The organism is Pseudomonas sp. MNR3A, from assembly GCF_009650575.1.
GTDB classification, from domain to species: Bacteria; Pseudomonadota; Gammaproteobacteria; order Pseudomonadales; family Pseudomonadaceae; genus Aquipseudomonas; species Aquipseudomonas machongensis.
Genome location: NZ_VZZS01000025.1, coordinates 239957 through 255515, shown reverse-complemented (window position 1 = coordinate 255515; position 15559 = coordinate 239957). Strand labels below are relative to the sequence as shown.

General features: G+C 62.4%; 16 protein-coding genes and 1 tRNA gene. 2 read left to right on the top strand and 15 right to left on the bottom strand.

Annotated elements, in window-relative coordinates; translation table 11 throughout:
* Positions 1-820 precede the first annotated feature (820 nt).
* From F6X62_RS17875 to F6X62_RS17825, 11 genes are all read right to left on the bottom strand, one after another.
* Complete coding sequence (locus tag F6X62_RS17875) at positions 821-2149, bottom strand: integrase arm-type DNA-binding domain-containing protein (RefSeq protein WP_153774288.1); 1329 nt, start codon at positions 2147-2149, stop codon at positions 821-823.
* 164 nt (positions 2150-2313) lie between these two features.
* A tRNA-Thr gene (locus F6X62_RS17870) sits at positions 2314-2389 on the bottom strand.
* A 97-nt stretch (positions 2390-2486) separates the two neighbouring features.
* Positions 2487-2741: a hypothetical protein gene (locus tag F6X62_RS17865; RefSeq protein WP_226938352.1), complete on the bottom strand. Its 255-nt coding sequence runs from the start codon at positions 2739-2741 to the stop codon at positions 2487-2489.
* Positions 2742-2762: 21 nt separating this feature from the next.
* Positions 2763-3032 carry a hypothetical protein gene (locus F6X62_RS17860; RefSeq protein WP_256674049.1) on the bottom strand — a complete coding sequence of 90 codons (270 nt, stop codon included), beginning with the start codon at positions 3030-3032 and terminating at the stop codon, positions 2763-2765.
* Positions 3033-3161: 129 nt separating this feature from the next.
* Positions 3162-3368, bottom strand: coding sequence for a helix-turn-helix transcriptional regulator (locus F6X62_RS17855; RefSeq protein WP_043211003.1), 207 nt, complete (start codon positions 3366-3368; stop codon positions 3162-3164).
* A gap of 9 nt (positions 3369-3377) precedes the next feature.
* On the bottom strand, positions 3378-3956 hold the full coding sequence (locus tag F6X62_RS17850; RefSeq protein WP_054895538.1) for a hypothetical protein: 579 nt from the start codon (positions 3954-3956) through the stop codon (positions 3378-3380).
* Between the two features lie 491 nt (positions 3957-4447).
* Positions 4448-5665 (bottom strand): methyltransferase, encoded by a 1218-nt coding sequence (locus F6X62_RS17845; RefSeq protein WP_153774286.1) that lies wholly within the window; start codon positions 5663-5665, stop codon positions 4448-4450.
* Between the two features lie 117 nt (positions 5666-5782).
* Positions 5783-6472 carry an ABC transporter permease gene (locus F6X62_RS17840; protein WP_063541436.1) on the bottom strand — a complete coding sequence of 230 codons (690 nt, stop codon included), beginning with the start codon at positions 6470-6472 and terminating at the stop codon, positions 5783-5785.
* Positions 6469-7164 carry an ABC transporter permease gene (locus tag F6X62_RS17835; protein WP_063541434.1) on the bottom strand — a complete coding sequence of 232 codons (696 nt, stop codon included), beginning with the start codon at positions 7162-7164 and terminating at the stop codon, positions 6469-6471. The genes F6X62_RS17840 and F6X62_RS17835 overlap by 4 nt, the downstream gene beginning before the upstream one ends.
* 57 nt (positions 7165-7221) lie before the next feature.
* Complete coding sequence (locus F6X62_RS17830) at positions 7222-7974, bottom strand: ABC transporter substrate-binding protein (protein WP_054895292.1); 753 nt, start codon at positions 7972-7974, stop codon at positions 7222-7224.
* A gap of 12 nt (positions 7975-7986) precedes the next feature.
* Positions 7987-8760: an ABC transporter ATP-binding protein gene (locus F6X62_RS17825; protein ID WP_065863893.1), complete on the bottom strand. Its 774-nt coding sequence runs from the start codon at positions 8758-8760 to the stop codon at positions 7987-7989.
* Between the two features lie 643 nt (positions 8761-9403).
* On the opposite strand from F6X62_RS17825, the gene gabP reads away from it, so the two are divergent.
* Positions 9404-10792: a GABA permease gene (gene gabP, locus F6X62_RS17820; RefSeq protein WP_153774285.1), complete on the top strand. Its 1389-nt coding sequence runs from the start codon at positions 9404-9406 to the stop codon at positions 10790-10792.
* 77 nt (positions 10793-10869) lie between these two features.
* Here the strand turns inward: gabP and trmL are convergent, their stop codons facing one another.
* Positions 10870-11325: a tRNA (uridine(34)/cytosine(34)/5-carboxymethylaminomethyluridine(34)-2'-O)-methyltransferase TrmL gene (gene trmL / locus F6X62_RS17815; RefSeq protein ID WP_153774284.1), complete on the bottom strand. Its 456-nt coding sequence runs from the start codon at positions 11323-11325 to the stop codon at positions 10870-10872.
* On the opposite strand from trmL, the gene F6X62_RS17810 reads away from it, so the two are divergent.
* Positions 11324-11761, top strand: coding sequence for a hypothetical protein (locus F6X62_RS17810; RefSeq protein WP_125931223.1), 438 nt, complete (start codon positions 11324-11326; stop codon positions 11759-11761). The genes trmL and F6X62_RS17810 overlap by 2 nt on opposite strands.
* A gap of 421 nt (positions 11762-12182) precedes the next feature.
* On the opposite strand, the gene ntrC is transcribed toward F6X62_RS17810, so the two are convergent.
* The 3 genes from ntrC to F6X62_RS17795 form a co-directional block, all read right to left on the bottom strand.
* Positions 12183-13619, bottom strand: a complete 1437-nt coding sequence (gene ntrC / locus F6X62_RS17805) for a nitrogen regulation protein NR(I) (protein WP_063541426.1) — start codon at positions 13617-13619, stop codon at positions 12183-12185.
* Positions 13616-14701: a nitrogen regulation protein NR(II) gene (gene glnL, locus F6X62_RS17800; protein WP_063541424.1), complete on the bottom strand. Its 1086-nt coding sequence runs from the start codon at positions 14699-14701 to the stop codon at positions 13616-13618. The genes ntrC and glnL overlap by 4 nt, the downstream gene beginning before the upstream one ends.
* Before the next feature lie 263 nt (positions 14702-14964).
* Positions 14965-15507, bottom strand: coding sequence for a chorismate mutase (locus F6X62_RS17795; protein WP_063541422.1), 543 nt, complete (start codon positions 15505-15507; stop codon positions 14965-14967).
* Positions 15508-15559 lie beyond the last annotated feature (52 nt).

Genomic DNA, 15559 nt, shown 5'->3' with positions numbered 1-15559 from the left:
CAAGGCCCCTGCGACCTGTGGGGATGTCCTCTAGCGCGGGACTGGCGGCTCCTTACGTCCGGGAGCAAGGGCATCTCATGATCTGGCCTCCTAAGCACCGTTACCGGTGGGCGGGTGGAGGCTGCATTGGCTGACGAGACCAGTGCCGCGAGATCCTGAGCCGGGTTAACGCAGCGATACGATGACCGGGGCATGCCTGGCTGTCAGCCAGGTGCAGTCCATTCCGTGGTCTGCGGCACCATCATCTACAGCGCTGTTGCTGATGACATCGGCGTTTGTCACGCCGATTGTCACAAGTGGAGTAGCCGCAAAGCCAAGTGCGATGAGGGCTGCAGCAGTGTTAGAAGCGCCCGTCTCTTTCCAGGAGAAAGAGACGGGCGCAGGTTGGCGCAAGATTCGGCCAAGCGGATTGCTGCAGGGCAGCGAAGTAGGAGGTGTTGTCTGGCGCACGAGGGCCATGATCTTAAGTAGGCATCCATCACCGGGGAGGTGACCGGGCGAGCTGCCGGATGCGAATCGCCATTTGGGGGGAGAACCACCGCGAGAGCGGCGTGACCTTCAAGGTTCTGGTCACCTGGGTGCTGTCCAAGACAGCGTTTGCACCCTCAGTTCTACGCCTGTGGATAAATTTGGTCAACGCCAGAATCCACGGGGTATCTGGGCTTGTGCATGAAATTATCCACCGGTGGAAATCAGTGGTATCCAAAGGATTAGTGTCGGCTGTTAGCTTTGCAAAGCGAGGTCCATCCAAACAGGGCGGCTTTGCAGCCCTGTTTGGATGGACCCGAATTAAAGAGCGGCCAACGGTGTTCTGGAGGGTTCACCGACGACTGAATGCGCCACGCCCACTTGGCAAGGAGGTGATGTTATCGCCAGCTGGATGGGCAAACTCATGCGGAGTGACATGGCCCGATCTGTTGGCATCGATGTAGTTACTCCACCACGCCATGATCAACCGACGCTGCTCCAGAAATTGGGCCTTGTGGATGTAAGCAGCGCGCACGCGGTTACGCTCCTGATGGCTCATCTGCCGCTCAATCGCCGCGTCCGTCCACAGCCCTGATTCGAGCAAAGCACTACAAGCCATGGTCCTGAATCCATGCCCGCACACGTCCTTGGTGGTGTCGTAGCCCATATTGCGCAGCACCTGGTTAACCGTGTTCTCCGACAAGGGTTTCCAATACCTGTGGTCACCGGGCAACACCAGTTCGGAGAAGCGACTCAAGCCGCGCAGCCGTTCAAGGATTGTGATGACTTGGGGAGAGAGCGGCACCATCTGTATGTCTCCGCTCATCTTGGTGCCACGAGTGGAATTGCGCACGCCGTCGATTGGCTTGCGGGTGTCGGGGATTTCCCACATCGCCCTTTGCAGGTCGAACTCATCCCAGCGCGCAAAACGCAGTTCGCTGGAGCGCACGAACACGTGCAGCGTCAGCAGTACAGCCAGCTTGGTTAGCTCACGGCCGTTGTAGTTGTCGATCCGGCCGAGTAGTTCGGGGAGGCGGTTGAGTGAGAGGGCAGGGCGGTGCACGGTACGCGGGGCATGGATCGACCCTGCCAGATCGAGCGCCGGATTCTGGCTGACCTGCCGCGCCCGCTTCGCACCCCGCATGATTGTGGAGAGATAGTTCTGCACGCGAAGGGCAACGTCCATGGTGCCGCGCTCTTTGATACGGAGGGTTACCTCAAGCAGATCATGAGTATCGAGTTCAGCAATGGGGCGTTGGCCTATCAGGGGGAAGACGTGGGTGCGCAACCGACTCATGACGGTCTTGGCGTGTCCCTCTGTCCAGCGCCGGGACATTTCGGCGTGCCACTCCAGGGCGACGGTTTCGAAAAGCAGGGAAGCTCGTTGAGCAGCTACCTTCGCTTTCTTCTTCTCTTCCATAGGGTCGAGGTTGTCGATCAACAGGGCCTTGGCTTCATCGCGCTTGGTCCTGGCGATGGCCAGCGAGATGATGGGGTAGTTGCCGATGATCAGCGTGCCTTCCTTGCCGCTGGGCTTGAAGTAGCGCAATCGCCACGTTTTCACGCCGTTGGGTTTCACGAAGAGGTACATGCCGCCACCGTCGAATAGCTTGTAGGCACGTTCGCGAGGTTTCGCCGTACGGCATTTGAGGTCGCTGAGAGGAACGGCTAGACGTGGCATAAGGGTACGTTCTCCATGCAGGCAAGACGCTGTACCCTAAAAATACCCCCGGGGATGGGGTATTTTGTTGGATCCCGACGGAGGGTCCTGGAACGAAAAAACCCGCCAAAGGGCGGGTTTTAGGGGCTTCCAAGGCATTCGGTGGAACGCGATGGAGCTGGATATGGTGCCGGCACCAGGAATCGAACCCGGGACCTACTGATTACAAGTCAGTTGCTCTACCATCTGAGCTATACCGGCACAGGGGCGTCATTATAGCGATCGGTTGGCTGCTGTAAACCACTTCCTTGCATTCAACGCGAAATCGCCTAAGTCACCGCCCCAAAAGGAGAAAATCCTACCAGCCGCGGTGGATGGTGTTGACGCTCGGTTCAGGCTCTGCGGGGTTGAAAAACAGCTTGTGGTTGTCGCAACCGCGCTTGCGGCAGCGGTCGTCCACTCGCAGGGGCAGGCCGCGGTCGCCGCCGAGCTGCATGCCGGGGGTTTCCCAGTCCAGGTTCGAAGTCCTTGGGGTGTAGCTGCTGCTACTGCTGGAGCAACCGCTCAGGGCCAGGCCAAGGGCCAGAAGGGTGAAAGGCGTGGTGTATTTCACGTGTCGAAATCCGTTCATCTATCAATCTGGGTTGCGAATGCGCTGGATGGTGCCACCGCAGGCCATGTAGCAGCTGTCGTAATCGCGGCCGCAACTGTAGCTGGACGAGCTGCCGAATGGGTAGCTCGGCTGGTAGCAGTTGTGACGCGCTTCCTTCTTGCTCTTGCCGGTCTTGCAGTACTGGTAGGCGCGCATTTCGGCCTGGTACAGGGCGCGCTGGCTGTTTTCTTCCAGACGCTCCAGTTGCTGGCAATGCCTGCGCTCGCTCGAGCAGTTGTTGATGCAGTTCATGCCATGCGCGCTAGGCGGTGGCGAATACCTATACGTGTAACTCGGGCCGCAGCCGCTGATCAGCCAGGTGGCCAGCAGTACGGCGAGTAAACCTTTGTGGGGCAAATACATGGGTGTTGCAGTCCTTGATCATTCCTCGCTGAACTCCAGCAGGTCGCCGGGTTGGCAGTTCAGCGCGCGACACAGCTTCTCGAGGGTCTCGATCTTGAAGCCCTTGATCTTGCCGTTCTTCAGCAGCGACAGGTTCGCTTCCGTTATGCCGATGATTTCCGCCAGGTCCTTGGAACGGATCTTGTTCCGGGCCATGACGACGTCGAGGCGGATGATTATCGGCATAAGGGGTGGCTAGACATAACAGTTGTGTTCATCGCTGATGGTCTTGGCGTCACGCATGAGCAGCGAGAAGGCGCAGAGCAGAATGCCTTTCATGATCTCGTAGACAGCCTCGGATGATACACCGATCGACACGCTGAAGCTCCTTTCGCCAGCAGGCAGGTCGATGGCCAGCGCCAGGCCCTCGAAGGTGCCGATCAGCGACCAGAGTAGCGGCGAGCCGATACACAGCAGGCCGACCCACCAGAGCAGGCGGATGTTGGGCAGGGTCCAGGTCTGGCCCTTGGACAGGCGCATGAAGAAGATGCCGGTCAGCAGCAGGGCGAATGCCGAGATGGCGGTGGGAATCAGGTCGAGGAAGAACACCAGGCCGATCGCCAGGTGGGACGGTTGGTAGCCTTCGGCCAGGAGCAGCGGCATCTGGTCGCCGTAGGCCTGCAGGTAGGCAGAAACCATGGTGGGGTAGTCGAGCAGCCAGAGCAGCGGCGTGCCGCCGAACTCGACGGCAGCGGTGGTCCAGGCCAGAAGGGCGGCCAGGGCGCCGATGGTGCGCAATCGGGAGCGCGCATAGGCGACGGATCTACTGTTCATGGGGTGCCTCCGTACAGTGATGAACGGGTCGGATTATTCTTGATAAATTATCGTAATACAATAATTAGTTTTTGGTTTTGTGCTTTTGCGACGCTTTGCCGCAGTGGGATCTTGAACCAGGTGTGGGAGCGGGTTTACCCGCGAAAAAGACACCGCGCTGCCTGGCAGGGCTGCGCCCGTGTTCGCGGGACAAGTCGGGGCGCCGAACCGCCGCTCCCACAGGGATTGGGCAGGCCTTTAGATTCTGAACAAGACAGTTGCTGCAAGGGGCTTGCGTAGGACCCGGGATTTGGCTTATGCACAACCGGCATGCAGGCGCTGCGCGAAAGGCATGCCGAAGCGCTGCGCCGTTGGTCTTTGCGCAAAGGCCTGTTTTTGCTGGCGTTCGCTTACTGGAGGGAATAAGCGAAGCGTGTGAAATAGCCAGTGGATCCAATAAACCGTGAATTTCATCACAAGCTTGTTCACAGACTTATCCACAGGTTGTCCGGCTAGTTTCGCTCGCCCAGCAGCAGCAGGTTTCGGGGTGTCAGTGGGTAGTCGCAGAACACGCCCAGGCGCACGTTGTAGCCGTTTTCCTGAAGAAACAGCGCACGATCGAGTACCAACCACAGCTCCAGCGGGCGACGGAACAGGTTGCGCACCAGTTCGAGGTTGCGCACTTGCGCCAGTCGTTGCCAGCCAGCGGCCTCCAGGGCGGCCCAGTCGGGGTTGCCGTTCAAAGGCACTTCGCGCAATGCGGCAAGGTCGCGGCAGTAGTCTTCGAAGGATTTTTCCAGCCAGGCCGTGGGCAACGAGGGCGTGGGCAGGTACTCGTCGGTCTGTCGTTGCTGGCGTTGCAGCAGGTCGAAGCCCAGGCGGCGGGCCATCGAGGTGTCGCGCTGGCGACGGGTGCGGGCGCTGGAGGTGACGGCTTCGCTCAGCGGCAGGCCCAGGTCGGTGATGCTCAGGTGCAACTGCGAGGCTTGCGCGGGGCCCGACAGGGCCTGGTAGTGCTCGGCCTGGATGCGGTTGTAACAGCATGGGGCGACGGCGATCTGCCGGCAGCCTCGGGCGCTGGCCAGTTGCAGCAGGCGTACGTGCAGGTCGCCGCAGGCGTGCAGCGCGACCACGCTCTTGTCGACATCCAGGTGATGGGCGCTGTCGCTGGCCATCACGTCCTGCTGCACGTGGCTGGCGCGCAGGTGGTGATGGTCGCTGAGGGCTTGGCCGGCGCTGACCAGTGCGGCGTCATATTCCAGGCAGGTGAGCTGCTGGCCGGGTTGCAGCAGGCGACGGCCCAGGTGGCCCTTGCCAGAGCACCAGTCCAGCCAGTGGTGGGTGGGCTGGCTGAAGCTCAGGTGGCTGCCGAAGGCTTCGATCTGTTGCCACTTGCGGCCGGGGACGTGGACGTTCAGGCGGTGGCCGCCCGGTGGCAGTGGCGCCTGGGGCAGTTCGCCGACATCCGACAGTTGCAGGGCCTGCTGCGCGAGCTGCGGGAAGGGCGCGGGGGCCGGCAACTGTTCGAGGTGATGCTCGGCGGCCTCGGCCTGCTCCAGCGTGCGGTTGCGCAACCACTGGGCGAGTTCGGGATAGCGGGATTCCCATTCCAGGTGCAGGGCGGTAAAGGGCCGGGGTTTCCACAGGGATTCGTGCTGGAGCAGGAACTGGTCCAGGGCCTGGAAGCGCGCGCTCAGTTGGTCGGGGTGGAGGAATGGGGTCGAGGGCATGGAGGGTGGTCGGTGGTGAGGCCTTCGCGGGCAAGCCCGCTCCTACAACAACCCTCCAATCATGCAGGGCAGCTGTGGTAGCGGACTTGCCCGCGAAAAGGTCAGCTCGGTTTCAGCTCACCGCCCCTGGCAGGCGTCGACGCGCAACCAGCGCTCGAGCAGCTTGAAGCCCTGCACCAGGACGAACGAAATCAACAGGTAGAACACGCCCGCGGCAAAGAAGATCTCCACCGGCAGGTAGGTGCGGGCGATGATCGTGCGGGCCATGCCGGTCAGTTCCAGCAGGGTCACGGTGCTGGCCAGGGCGCTGGCCTTGAGCATCAGGATCACTTCGTTGCTGTAGGCCGGCAGGCCGATGCGCGCGGCGCGCGGCAGCATGATGTAGAACAGCGCCTTGCCCCGCGACATGCCCAGCGCGCGCGCCGCCTCGATCTCGCCTTTGGGGATCGCCTGCAGCGCACCGCGCAGGATCTCGGCGATGTAGGCGGCGGTGTGCAGGGTCATGGTCAGTACGGTGCACCAGAACGGATCGCGCAGGTACGGCCACAGCGAGCTGCCGCGCACCAGGTCGAACTGCGCCAGGCCGTAGTACACCAGGAACAATTGCACCAGCAGCGGCGTGCCGCGGAAGAAGAAGATGTAGCCGTAGGGCAGGGCGCGTACGTACCAGTGGCGCGAGGAGCGGGCGATGCCCAGCGGGATGGCCAGGATCAGCCCGGCGATCACCGCGATGGCCACCAGCTCCAGGGTCAGGGTTGCGCCCTGGGCCAGGCGTGGCAGCCACTTGATGATGACTTCCCAGTTCATTGCGCGGCCCTCATGAAGCCGCGAGCGGCGCGTTTTTCAAGGAAGTGCATGCCGGTCATGGCAACGATGGTCAGGCACAGGTAGATGCACGCGGCGACGGCGTAGAAGGTGAACGGTTCCTTGGTCACGGTCACGCCGATCTGCGCGTGGCGCATGATTTCTTCGAGGCCGATCACCGACACCAGCGCCGTGTCCTTCATCAGGATCATGAACAGGTTGCCCAGGCCCGGCAGGGCCACGCGCCACATCTGCGGCAGGATGATCCGCGAAAGGATGCGCCCCTTCGACAGCCCCAGTGCCAGGCCCGCTTCACGGTGGCCCTTGGGGATCGCCAGGATCGCGCCGCGGAACACTTCCGTGGCGTAGGCACCGAAGCACAGGCCCAGGGCGATCACGCCCGCGGCGAAGGCGCTGAGCTCGAGGCCGGGCATGTTCAGGGCATCGCCGAGGCTGCTCATCAGCCCGACGGTGCCGAAATAGATCAGCAGGACCCACAGCAGTTCGGGCACGCCGCGAACCAGGGTCGAGTAAGTGCCGCCAAGCCATTGCAGAGGCTTGATCGGCGAGGTCTTGGCCAGCGCGCCGAGCAGTCCAAGGACCAGCCCCAGCAGCAAGGCACAGAGCGCCAGTTTTACGGTCATCAGGGTGCCAGCCAACATGGCCGGACCGAATCCGTGCAGGTCGATATTCATGGGCAGGGTGCGTTCAAGGGACCGGCACCGCGCAGCGGCGGTGCCAGTCGGGGCGTATCAGTAGATGCTGAACGGGAAGTACTTGTCGTTGATCTTCTTGTACGTGCCGTCGGCGATGATTTCCTTCAGAGCAGCGTTCAGCTTCTCACGCAGCGGGTCGCCTTTACGCACGGCGATACCGATCTTGTCGCTCTCTTCCACCGGGTCGCCCTTGAACTCGTAGTTCTGGCCGTCCTTGCTCTTGAGCCACTCGTACTGCACGTACTTGTCGGCCAGGATGCCGTCGATGCGGCCGGCGATCAGGTCCAGGTAGGCGTTTTCCTGGGTGTCGTAGAGCTTCACGTCGACATCGCTGCCGTAGTGGTCTTCCAGCCAGGTGCCGGCCAGGGTGGCGCGCTGGGTGCCGATGGTCTTGCCCTTGAGCGAAGCCTTGTCGGTCTTGAAGTCAGCGTTCTTCGGCGCGATGAACTGCAGCTTGTTGGAGTAGTAGGGATCGGTGAAGTCCACGGCCTGCTTGCGCTCGTCGGTGATCGACAGCGACGACACCAGGAAGTCGAACTTCTTGGCGTTCAGGGCGGGGATGATGCCGTCCCAGTCGGAGGTCACGACCGAGCACTCGACTTTCATCTTGGCGCACAGGGCGTCGCCGATGTCCTTGTCGAAGCCGACCACGTTGCCGCTGGCATCCTTGTTGTTGAACGGCGGGTAGGCCGCCTCGATACCCATGCGCAGTTTTTCCGCGGCCAGGGCGTTGGCCGACATCACCAGCGTGGCGGCAGCGGCCAGGAGGAATTTCTTGTAGGTCTGCATGTGTTGCTCCGTTTAGCGGTGGCTGGACATGAATTGCTTGCAACGCGCCGAGGTCGGGTTTTCGAAGACCTGTTGCGGCGATCCTTGCTCTTCCACGAGGCCCTGGTGCAGGAAGACCACTTCACTGGACACCTGGCGGGCAAAGTTCATCTCGTGCGTGACCAGCAGCATGGTACGGCCTTCGTCGGCCAGTGCGCGGATAACGTTAAGCACTTCCTGGACCATTTCCGGATCGAGCGCCGAAGTCGGCTCGTCGAACAGGATGACCTTGGGCTTCATGGCCAGGGTGCGGGCGATGGCGGCGCGCTGCTGCTGGCCACCGGAAAGCTGGGCGGGATAGCTGTGACGCTTGTCGTAGATGCCGACCTTGTTGAGCAGCGCCTCGGCCGCTTCGATGGCCTCGGCCTTGCTCTGGCCGAGCACGCGGCGCGGCGCCTCGATGATGTTGTCGAGGATCGACATGTGCGGCCACAGGTTGAAATTCTGGAAGACGAAGCCGATTTCGCTGCGCAGACGGTTGATCTGGCGGTTGTCGGCGGCGATCAGGTCGCCGGTCTTGGTGGCCTTGAGCTTGAGCGCTTCGCCGGCGACGAGGATTTCACCCTGGTGCGGGTTCTCGAGCAGGTTGATGCAGCGCAGCAGGGTGGACTTGCCGGAACCGGACGAACCGAGGATCGAGATCACGTCACCGTCGCGCGCGGTCAGCGAAATGCCCTTGAGAATTTCCTGATCGCCGTAGCGTTTGTGCAGATTGCGGATTTCCAGCGCGGGCGTGGCCTGGGCCATGTGCGGTCCTCATGTGTTCGGGTGCGTTCCCAGCTGTTGGCGGCCTTCCTGGCGAGCGCAACGCTAGCATAGCGGCGTAATGGCGGCCAACCGGGTCGCAGCGGGCTCGGGTCGTTGGCGGGACAGTTTGTCGCATCGCTGCAGTGCAACGTCGCGCGGATGTCCGCAATGCGTTGCGCTTGGCACCGGAGCCTTGATGAAAAAAGGCGCGATGGTGCCAGTTTTGGGCGGGGGAGGGAAGGAGTTTTGCTTTTGTTCGGTGGTGCGCCCCCGCCCAAACTGTAGGAGCGGGCTTGCCCGCGAAGGCCACACCACCGACTCAAGGTTGCACGCCGAGGTTGCACCTTTCATGCCCCTGATCGGTGCAAAGGTGTTACCAAGGACTACCTTTGGTGCATTTGTAAGTGGGTATTTCAGTAATGCACACTTGGCCCGCGAGCCTCGACGGGCATTCGGTCAAACCCTGGCCAAATGCCCGCAAGGCCCCGCCATTCGGGACTGAGACATTATTCAGACGAATGATTTTCCGCGCTGGCGCACTTATTGCCAGCTGGAAAGCGCCGATTGCCAAGGCGTCTAAATCAACCCCTGGCGCGCTTCGTTATCAGCAATCGGGTGGTCCACTCCTTACAAAGGTAGTTTTATGAGCGGTAAGCACAATTCCAATGACCTCGCTCAGGGGCTCAAACAACGGCATGTCACCATGCTGTCCATTGCTGGCGTCATCGGCGCCGGTCTGTTCGTCGGCTCCGGCCACGCCATCGCCGCAGCCGGCCCGGCGGTCCTGCTCGCCTATGCCGCTGCCGGTACCCTCGTGGTGCTGGTGATGCGCATGCTCGGCGAAATGGCCGTCGCCTCGCCCGACACCGGTTCGTTCTCGACCTACGCCGACCGCGCCATCGGGCGCTGGGCCGGTTTCACCATCGGCTGGCTGTACTGGTGGTTCTGGGTGCTGGTGATCCCACTTGAGGCCAACGCCGCTGCAGCGATCCTGCATGCCTGGTTCCCGGCCGTCGACCTGTGGGCGTTCTCGCTGGTCATCACCCTGGCACTGACCATCACCAACCTGTTCAGCGTGAAGAACTACGGCGAGTTCGAGTTCTGGTTCGCCCTGCTCAAGGTGCTGGCGATCATCGCCTTCATCGTCGTCGGCTGCGCGGCCATGTTCGGCATGGTGCCGGGCAGCCAGGTCAGCGGTGTCAGCCACCTGTTCGACACCCAGGGCTTCATGCCCAATGGCCTGGGGGCAGTGCTGGTAGCCATGCTGACCACCATGTTCTCGTTCATGGGCACTGAAATCGTCACCATCGCGGCCGCCGAGTCGAAGGATCCAGGCAAGCAGATCAGCCGTGCGACCAACTCGGTGATCTGGCGCATCTGCCTGTTCTACCTGGTGTCGATCTTCCTGGTCGTGGCCATGGTGCCGTGGAACGATCCGACCCTGGCGGAAAAAGGCTCCTACCAGACCGTGCTGAGCCTGATCGGCGTGCCCAATGCCAAGCTGATCGTCGACATCGTCGTGCTGATCGCGGTGACCAGCTGCCTGAACTCGGCGCTGTACACCTCTTCGCGCATGCTGTTCTCCCTGAGCAAGCGTGGCGACGCACCCGCCGTGGCCCAGCGCACCACCAAGGCGGGCACCCCGCACTGGGCGGTCATGCTGTCGACCGCTGCGGCCTTCCTCTGCGTGTTCGCCAACTTCGTCGCCCCGGCCCAGGTGTTCGAGTTCCTGCTGGCCAGCTCCGGCGCCATTGCGCTGCTGGTGTACCTGGTGATCGCCGTTTCCCAACTGCGCATGCGTGCCCAGCGTGAAGCGCGCGGCGAGAAGATCTCGTTCAAGATGTGGCTGTTCCCGGGGCTGACCTGGGCGACCATCGCCTTCATCGTGGCTGTGCTGGTGGTGATGGCGCTGCGTGAAGATCACCGGATCGAGATCATCGCGACGGCCTTGCTGAGTATCGCCGTGGTGGCGGCAGGCCTCCTGCTGCACCGCAAACGCGGTGCTGCCGGGCAGGTGGCGCTAGATAACTGATCCGCACCGCGTAAATGAAAAGGCCGCGTCCTGTGAGGGACGCGGCCTTTTTCATGGGCGGCGAATCGCGATCCTGCTCAGGCGAAGCCTTGTTGGCGCCAGGCCTCGTATACCGTGATGGCCACGGTATTGGACAGGTTCAGGCTGCGGCATCCGGGGCGCATCGGCAGGCGCAGGCGTTGCTCGGCGGGCAGGCTGTCCAGCACTTCGGCGGGCAGGCCGCGGCTTTCAGGGCCGAACAGGAAGGCATCGCCTGGCTGGTAGGCCACTTCATGGAAGGGGTGCGAGGCCTTGGTGGTGAAGGCGAACAGGCGCGGTTGTCCCAGGCTTTGCAGGCCTGCTTCGAGGCTCTCGTGGCGCTTGAGCGTGGCATACTCGTGATAATCCAGCCCCGCACGACGCAGGCGCTTGTCGTCCAGCTCGAAGCCGATCGGCTCGATCAGGTGCAGGTCGCAGCCGCTGTTGGCGCAGAGGCGGATGATATTGCCGGTGTTCGGCGGAATTTCTGGTTGAAAGAGGATGACGTGAAACATGCACGGCTCCAGGCACGAAGATGACGAGCATTCTACCCTCGAACCGGACCCGCGTTCGAAGGCTTGGCCACGGGTGTTGCTGTCGATGGCGATCGTCGGCGTGATGGTAGGGCTGATGATCGGTCGCCTGACTGCCCCCGAAGATCGTGTGCTCGAGCGCGTTGAGGCGGTTCAGGACGGCCTTGACCTGTGGTTCAACGCAGAGCCCAGGCTGCATGGCGAGAACGTCGAAGGTACGGTGGCTGTGGTGTTCCAGGCCGAGGGCAAGGCCCAGCGTGGGCAGTTGAGCCTGCAGGGCAAGCCGGTGGGCTGGCGTTTGCAGCAGAGCGAGGAAGGGCTGGTGCTGACGGTGGTGGCCGCGCGTCCCCTGAGCGGTACGTGGGCCGCTGCAGAGGACGCTGGGCGCTGGCGGGTGCAGGTGAGGCTGCACGAATAAAAGAGGGGATGTCTCGGCCTGCCTGTACCAAGGTCCCCAAAACGGGCGATGTTGCGAATAAAAGAGGGAGTCCCGGCCTGCCTGTACCGAGGTCCCCGAAACTGGAGATACAGTACCTATTGCAGGGGGCGTGCCAGTTTTGAGAGGCCCGGAAATACTGGGCTTTCAGGGCGGTTTTGCCGGGATTGGAGGGGATTTGTGCCTTGCCGAGGTGCAAGTGGCACAGGATCGGTGCAGGGGAGGGCTGGAGGGGTAGGCAGGCTATGTATCTGTGTGGGGGCAACTGTCTTGGTCAAAATCTAAAGGTCAGCCCATCCTGTGGGAGCGGGCTGGCCCGCGAACACGGGCGTAGCCCGTGCCAGGCAGCGCGGTGTCTTTTTCGCGGGCAAGCCCGCTCCTACAAGGATCGATTGTTCAGGCCTCAGTGATCCTCACCCTCATCGTCATCCCCGCCATCGACCTTCATCCCCAGCTCCTTGATCTTGCGGGTCAGGGTGTTGCGCCCCCATCCCAGCAGCACTGCGGCATCGCGGCGGCGTCCGGCGGTGTGCTTGAGCGCGGTCTCGATCATGATCCGTTCGAAGCTCGGCACGGCGCTGTCGAGCAGGTTCGACTGCCCGCGCGCCAGGGCCTGGTCGGCCCACTGGCGCAGTGCCTGCTCCCAGTTGGTGACCGGCGCGGCATCGTGCGGCAGGTTGAGCAGCTCTGGCGGCAGGTCGCCGATCAGCACTTCGCGGCTCGAGGCCATCACCGTGATCCAGCGGCAGGTGTTCTCCAGCTGACGCACGTTGCCAGGCCATGGCAGGTTGCGCATGAACTCCTCGGTTTCCGGCTTCAGCAGCTTGGGCTCGACCGCCAGCTCCCGCGCCGCACGGCCCAGGAAATGGCGGGCGAGGGCCGGGATGTCCTCGCGCCGGTCAGCCAGGCGCGGGATGTGGATGCGGATCACGTTGAGGCGGTGGAACAGGTCTTCACGGAACTTGCCGGCCTGTACCAGCGATTCCAGGTTCTGGTGCGTCGCGGCGATGATGCGCACGTCCACCTTCACCGGTACATGGCCACCGACCCGATAGAACTCGCCATCGGCCAGCACGCGCAGCAGGCGGGTCTGGGTGTCGGCAGGCATGTCGCCGATCTCGTCGAGGAACAAGGTGCCGCCGTCAGCCTGTTCGAAGCGTCCGCGCCGCTGGTTGGCCGCCCCGGTGAAGGCGCCTTTCTCGTGGCCGAACAGCTCGGACTCCATCAGGTCCTTGGGGATCGCCGCCATGTTCAGCGCGATGAACGGCGAAGCCGCACGCGGGCTGTGGCGGTGCAGAGCGTGGGCGACCAGTTCCTTGCCGGTGCCGGACTCGCCGTTGATCAGCACGGTGATGTTGGAATGGCTCAGCCGGCCGATGGCGCGAAACACCTCCTGCATCGCCGGTGCCTCGCCGATGATCTCGGGCGTGCGGGCGAGTACGGGCGGCGCTTCGAGCGCCTGCTGTTCCTGGGCGTGCTGGTTGGCGCGCTTGACCAGCGACACCGCCTCATCGACGTCGAACGGCTTGGGCAGGTACTCGAAGGCACCCCCTTGGTAGGACGCCACCGCGCTGTCCAGATCGGAGTGGGCGGTCATGATGATCACCGGCAGGCGCGGGTGCTGTTCGCGAATCTGCGCGAGCAGGTCCAGGCCGCTGGCGCCAGGCATGCGGATGTCGGAGATGATCACGTCCGGCTGCTGCCGGGCCAGGCGACCCATGACCCCGTCGGCACTGTCGAAGCTCTGGGTGGTCATGCCCTCTTGTTGCAGGGCTTTTTCCAGGACCCAGCGGATGGAACGATCATCGTCGACGATCCACACGGTTTCACTACGGCTCATGGGGCTGTGGCTCCTTGTTCCAGGGGCAGGAAGATCGAGAAGGTGGTATGGCCGGCATGGCTTTCACACTCGATCAGGCCCTGATGCTGACTGATGATGTTCTGGGTAATGGCCAGCCCGAGCCCGGTACCGTCCGGGCGCCCGCTGACCATGGGATAGAAGAGGGTGTCCTGCAGTTCTGCGGGAATGCCGGGGCCGTTATCGATGATCTCGACCCGTGCCACCAGCCTGTGGCGCACATGGCCGATGGTGAACTGGCGCACCGCGCGGGTGCGCAGGGTGATGCGGCCCAGGCGCAGTTCGTTCTGCCCGCTGATTGCCTGCATGGCGTTGCGCACGATATTGAGTACGGCCTGGATCATCTGCTCGCGGTCGATCAGCACGTCCGGCAGGCTCGGGTCGTAATCGCGCACCAGGGTGATGCCGCCCTGGCTTTCGGCCTCCACCAGGCTGCAGACACGCTCGAGCACTTCGTGCACGTTGGTCATCGACAGCGACGGCAGCTTGTTCGAACCAAGCATGCGGTCGACCAGGTTACGCAGGCGGTCGGCTTCTTCGATGATGACGTTGGTGTAGTCGCGCAGACCGTCTTCGGGCAACTCGCGGGCCAGCAACTGCGCTGCGCCACGGATGCCGCCGAGCGGGTTCTTGATCTCGTGGGCGAGGCCGCGCACCAGCATCTTGGTGGTTTCCTGCTTGCTCAGTTGCGCCTCTTCCTTGGTGATGCGCAGCAGGCGGTCGCGCGGGTGGACTTCGAGCAGCAGCAGGGTGTTGCCCTGGTGCAGGATCGGCGTCACGGCGTAGTCGACGGTGATGCTCTGGCCGGTCAACGAGGTCAGTTGGGCTTCGCGCTTGGTGAACGGGTGCGCCTGTTCCACGGCCTGGCGCAGGGAATTGAGCGCCTCGGTCGATTCGGTGAACAGCTCACTGATGAACTGGCCATGGCTGCGCTGGCCGCTGACGGCCAGGAGCATTTCCGCTGCCGGGTTCATGTACTCAAGGCGCAGGTCGCTGTTGAGCAGCAAGGTGGCAGTGGTCAGGTTGTCCAGGAGCAGACGGTGCTGTGCATCGCTGATGGTCATGGTGCGTGGTTGACCTCTTTTGGCGCTGTTCTGGCACATGGCGCCCCTGGCTCGACCAGGGGCGGGCACGCTGGTAATCCGCTGATAGCCTGAAAATGCAAGAAACAAACCAAGGCTCCGAAAAGAAGCGGAATTGCCCGATAAAGCGCTGGATATGCGCAAAATCGGCTCAGAAAAGCCTGGTTTACCGATTCTCCTGACCTAATTTGGGGTGCATTGCGGGGCGTTCAGCGGTTTTGTGCACCAATATAGAGCATAGAGCGTCAGGGGCGTTGGCACAGGTTGGCGGTCGCCCTGATCAGGAACAGGCGACGCGGGGCATCGGTAGTTCTCGATGCAATTGCTTCAGCCAGGGCTTCACTGCAGCGCTGCGGACGTTGCTGGTCGAACTCGGCCAGTGCATCGAGCAATCGGTCCTGGAGCTGATCCAGTATGGGGCGGATCTCGCTGGCGAGGTCCTGGCGCGGAATATCAGGCGCTTGATGTTGCAGGTGCCACTGGTTGAGCAGGTGGTACTGCCTGAGCTTGTTGGCTTCTATCTGATCGGCAAAGAACTGTTCGGCACGGTCGGCGCTCAATCGATGGGCACTGGCTGCCTGGCCGACCTTGGCCAGTACCTGTTGCTCACGTGGGCTGTCTTGAACCGGTTGGTCACGATCCCATTTATGCAGTGCGACAGCCTGGGCGATTTCCAGTCGCTGTTCGATGCTGTCGAGCAGGGGATCGAAGGGGGAGCGGGGCTCGTTGGCATTCACGCAAGCGGACAGCCCTGCGATGCAGGAGAAGGTGATAAATGAACGACGCATGGGAGTCTCCATGGGGTTGGAGCCTCTGAGTCTCGCAGTAATTCAACTAACC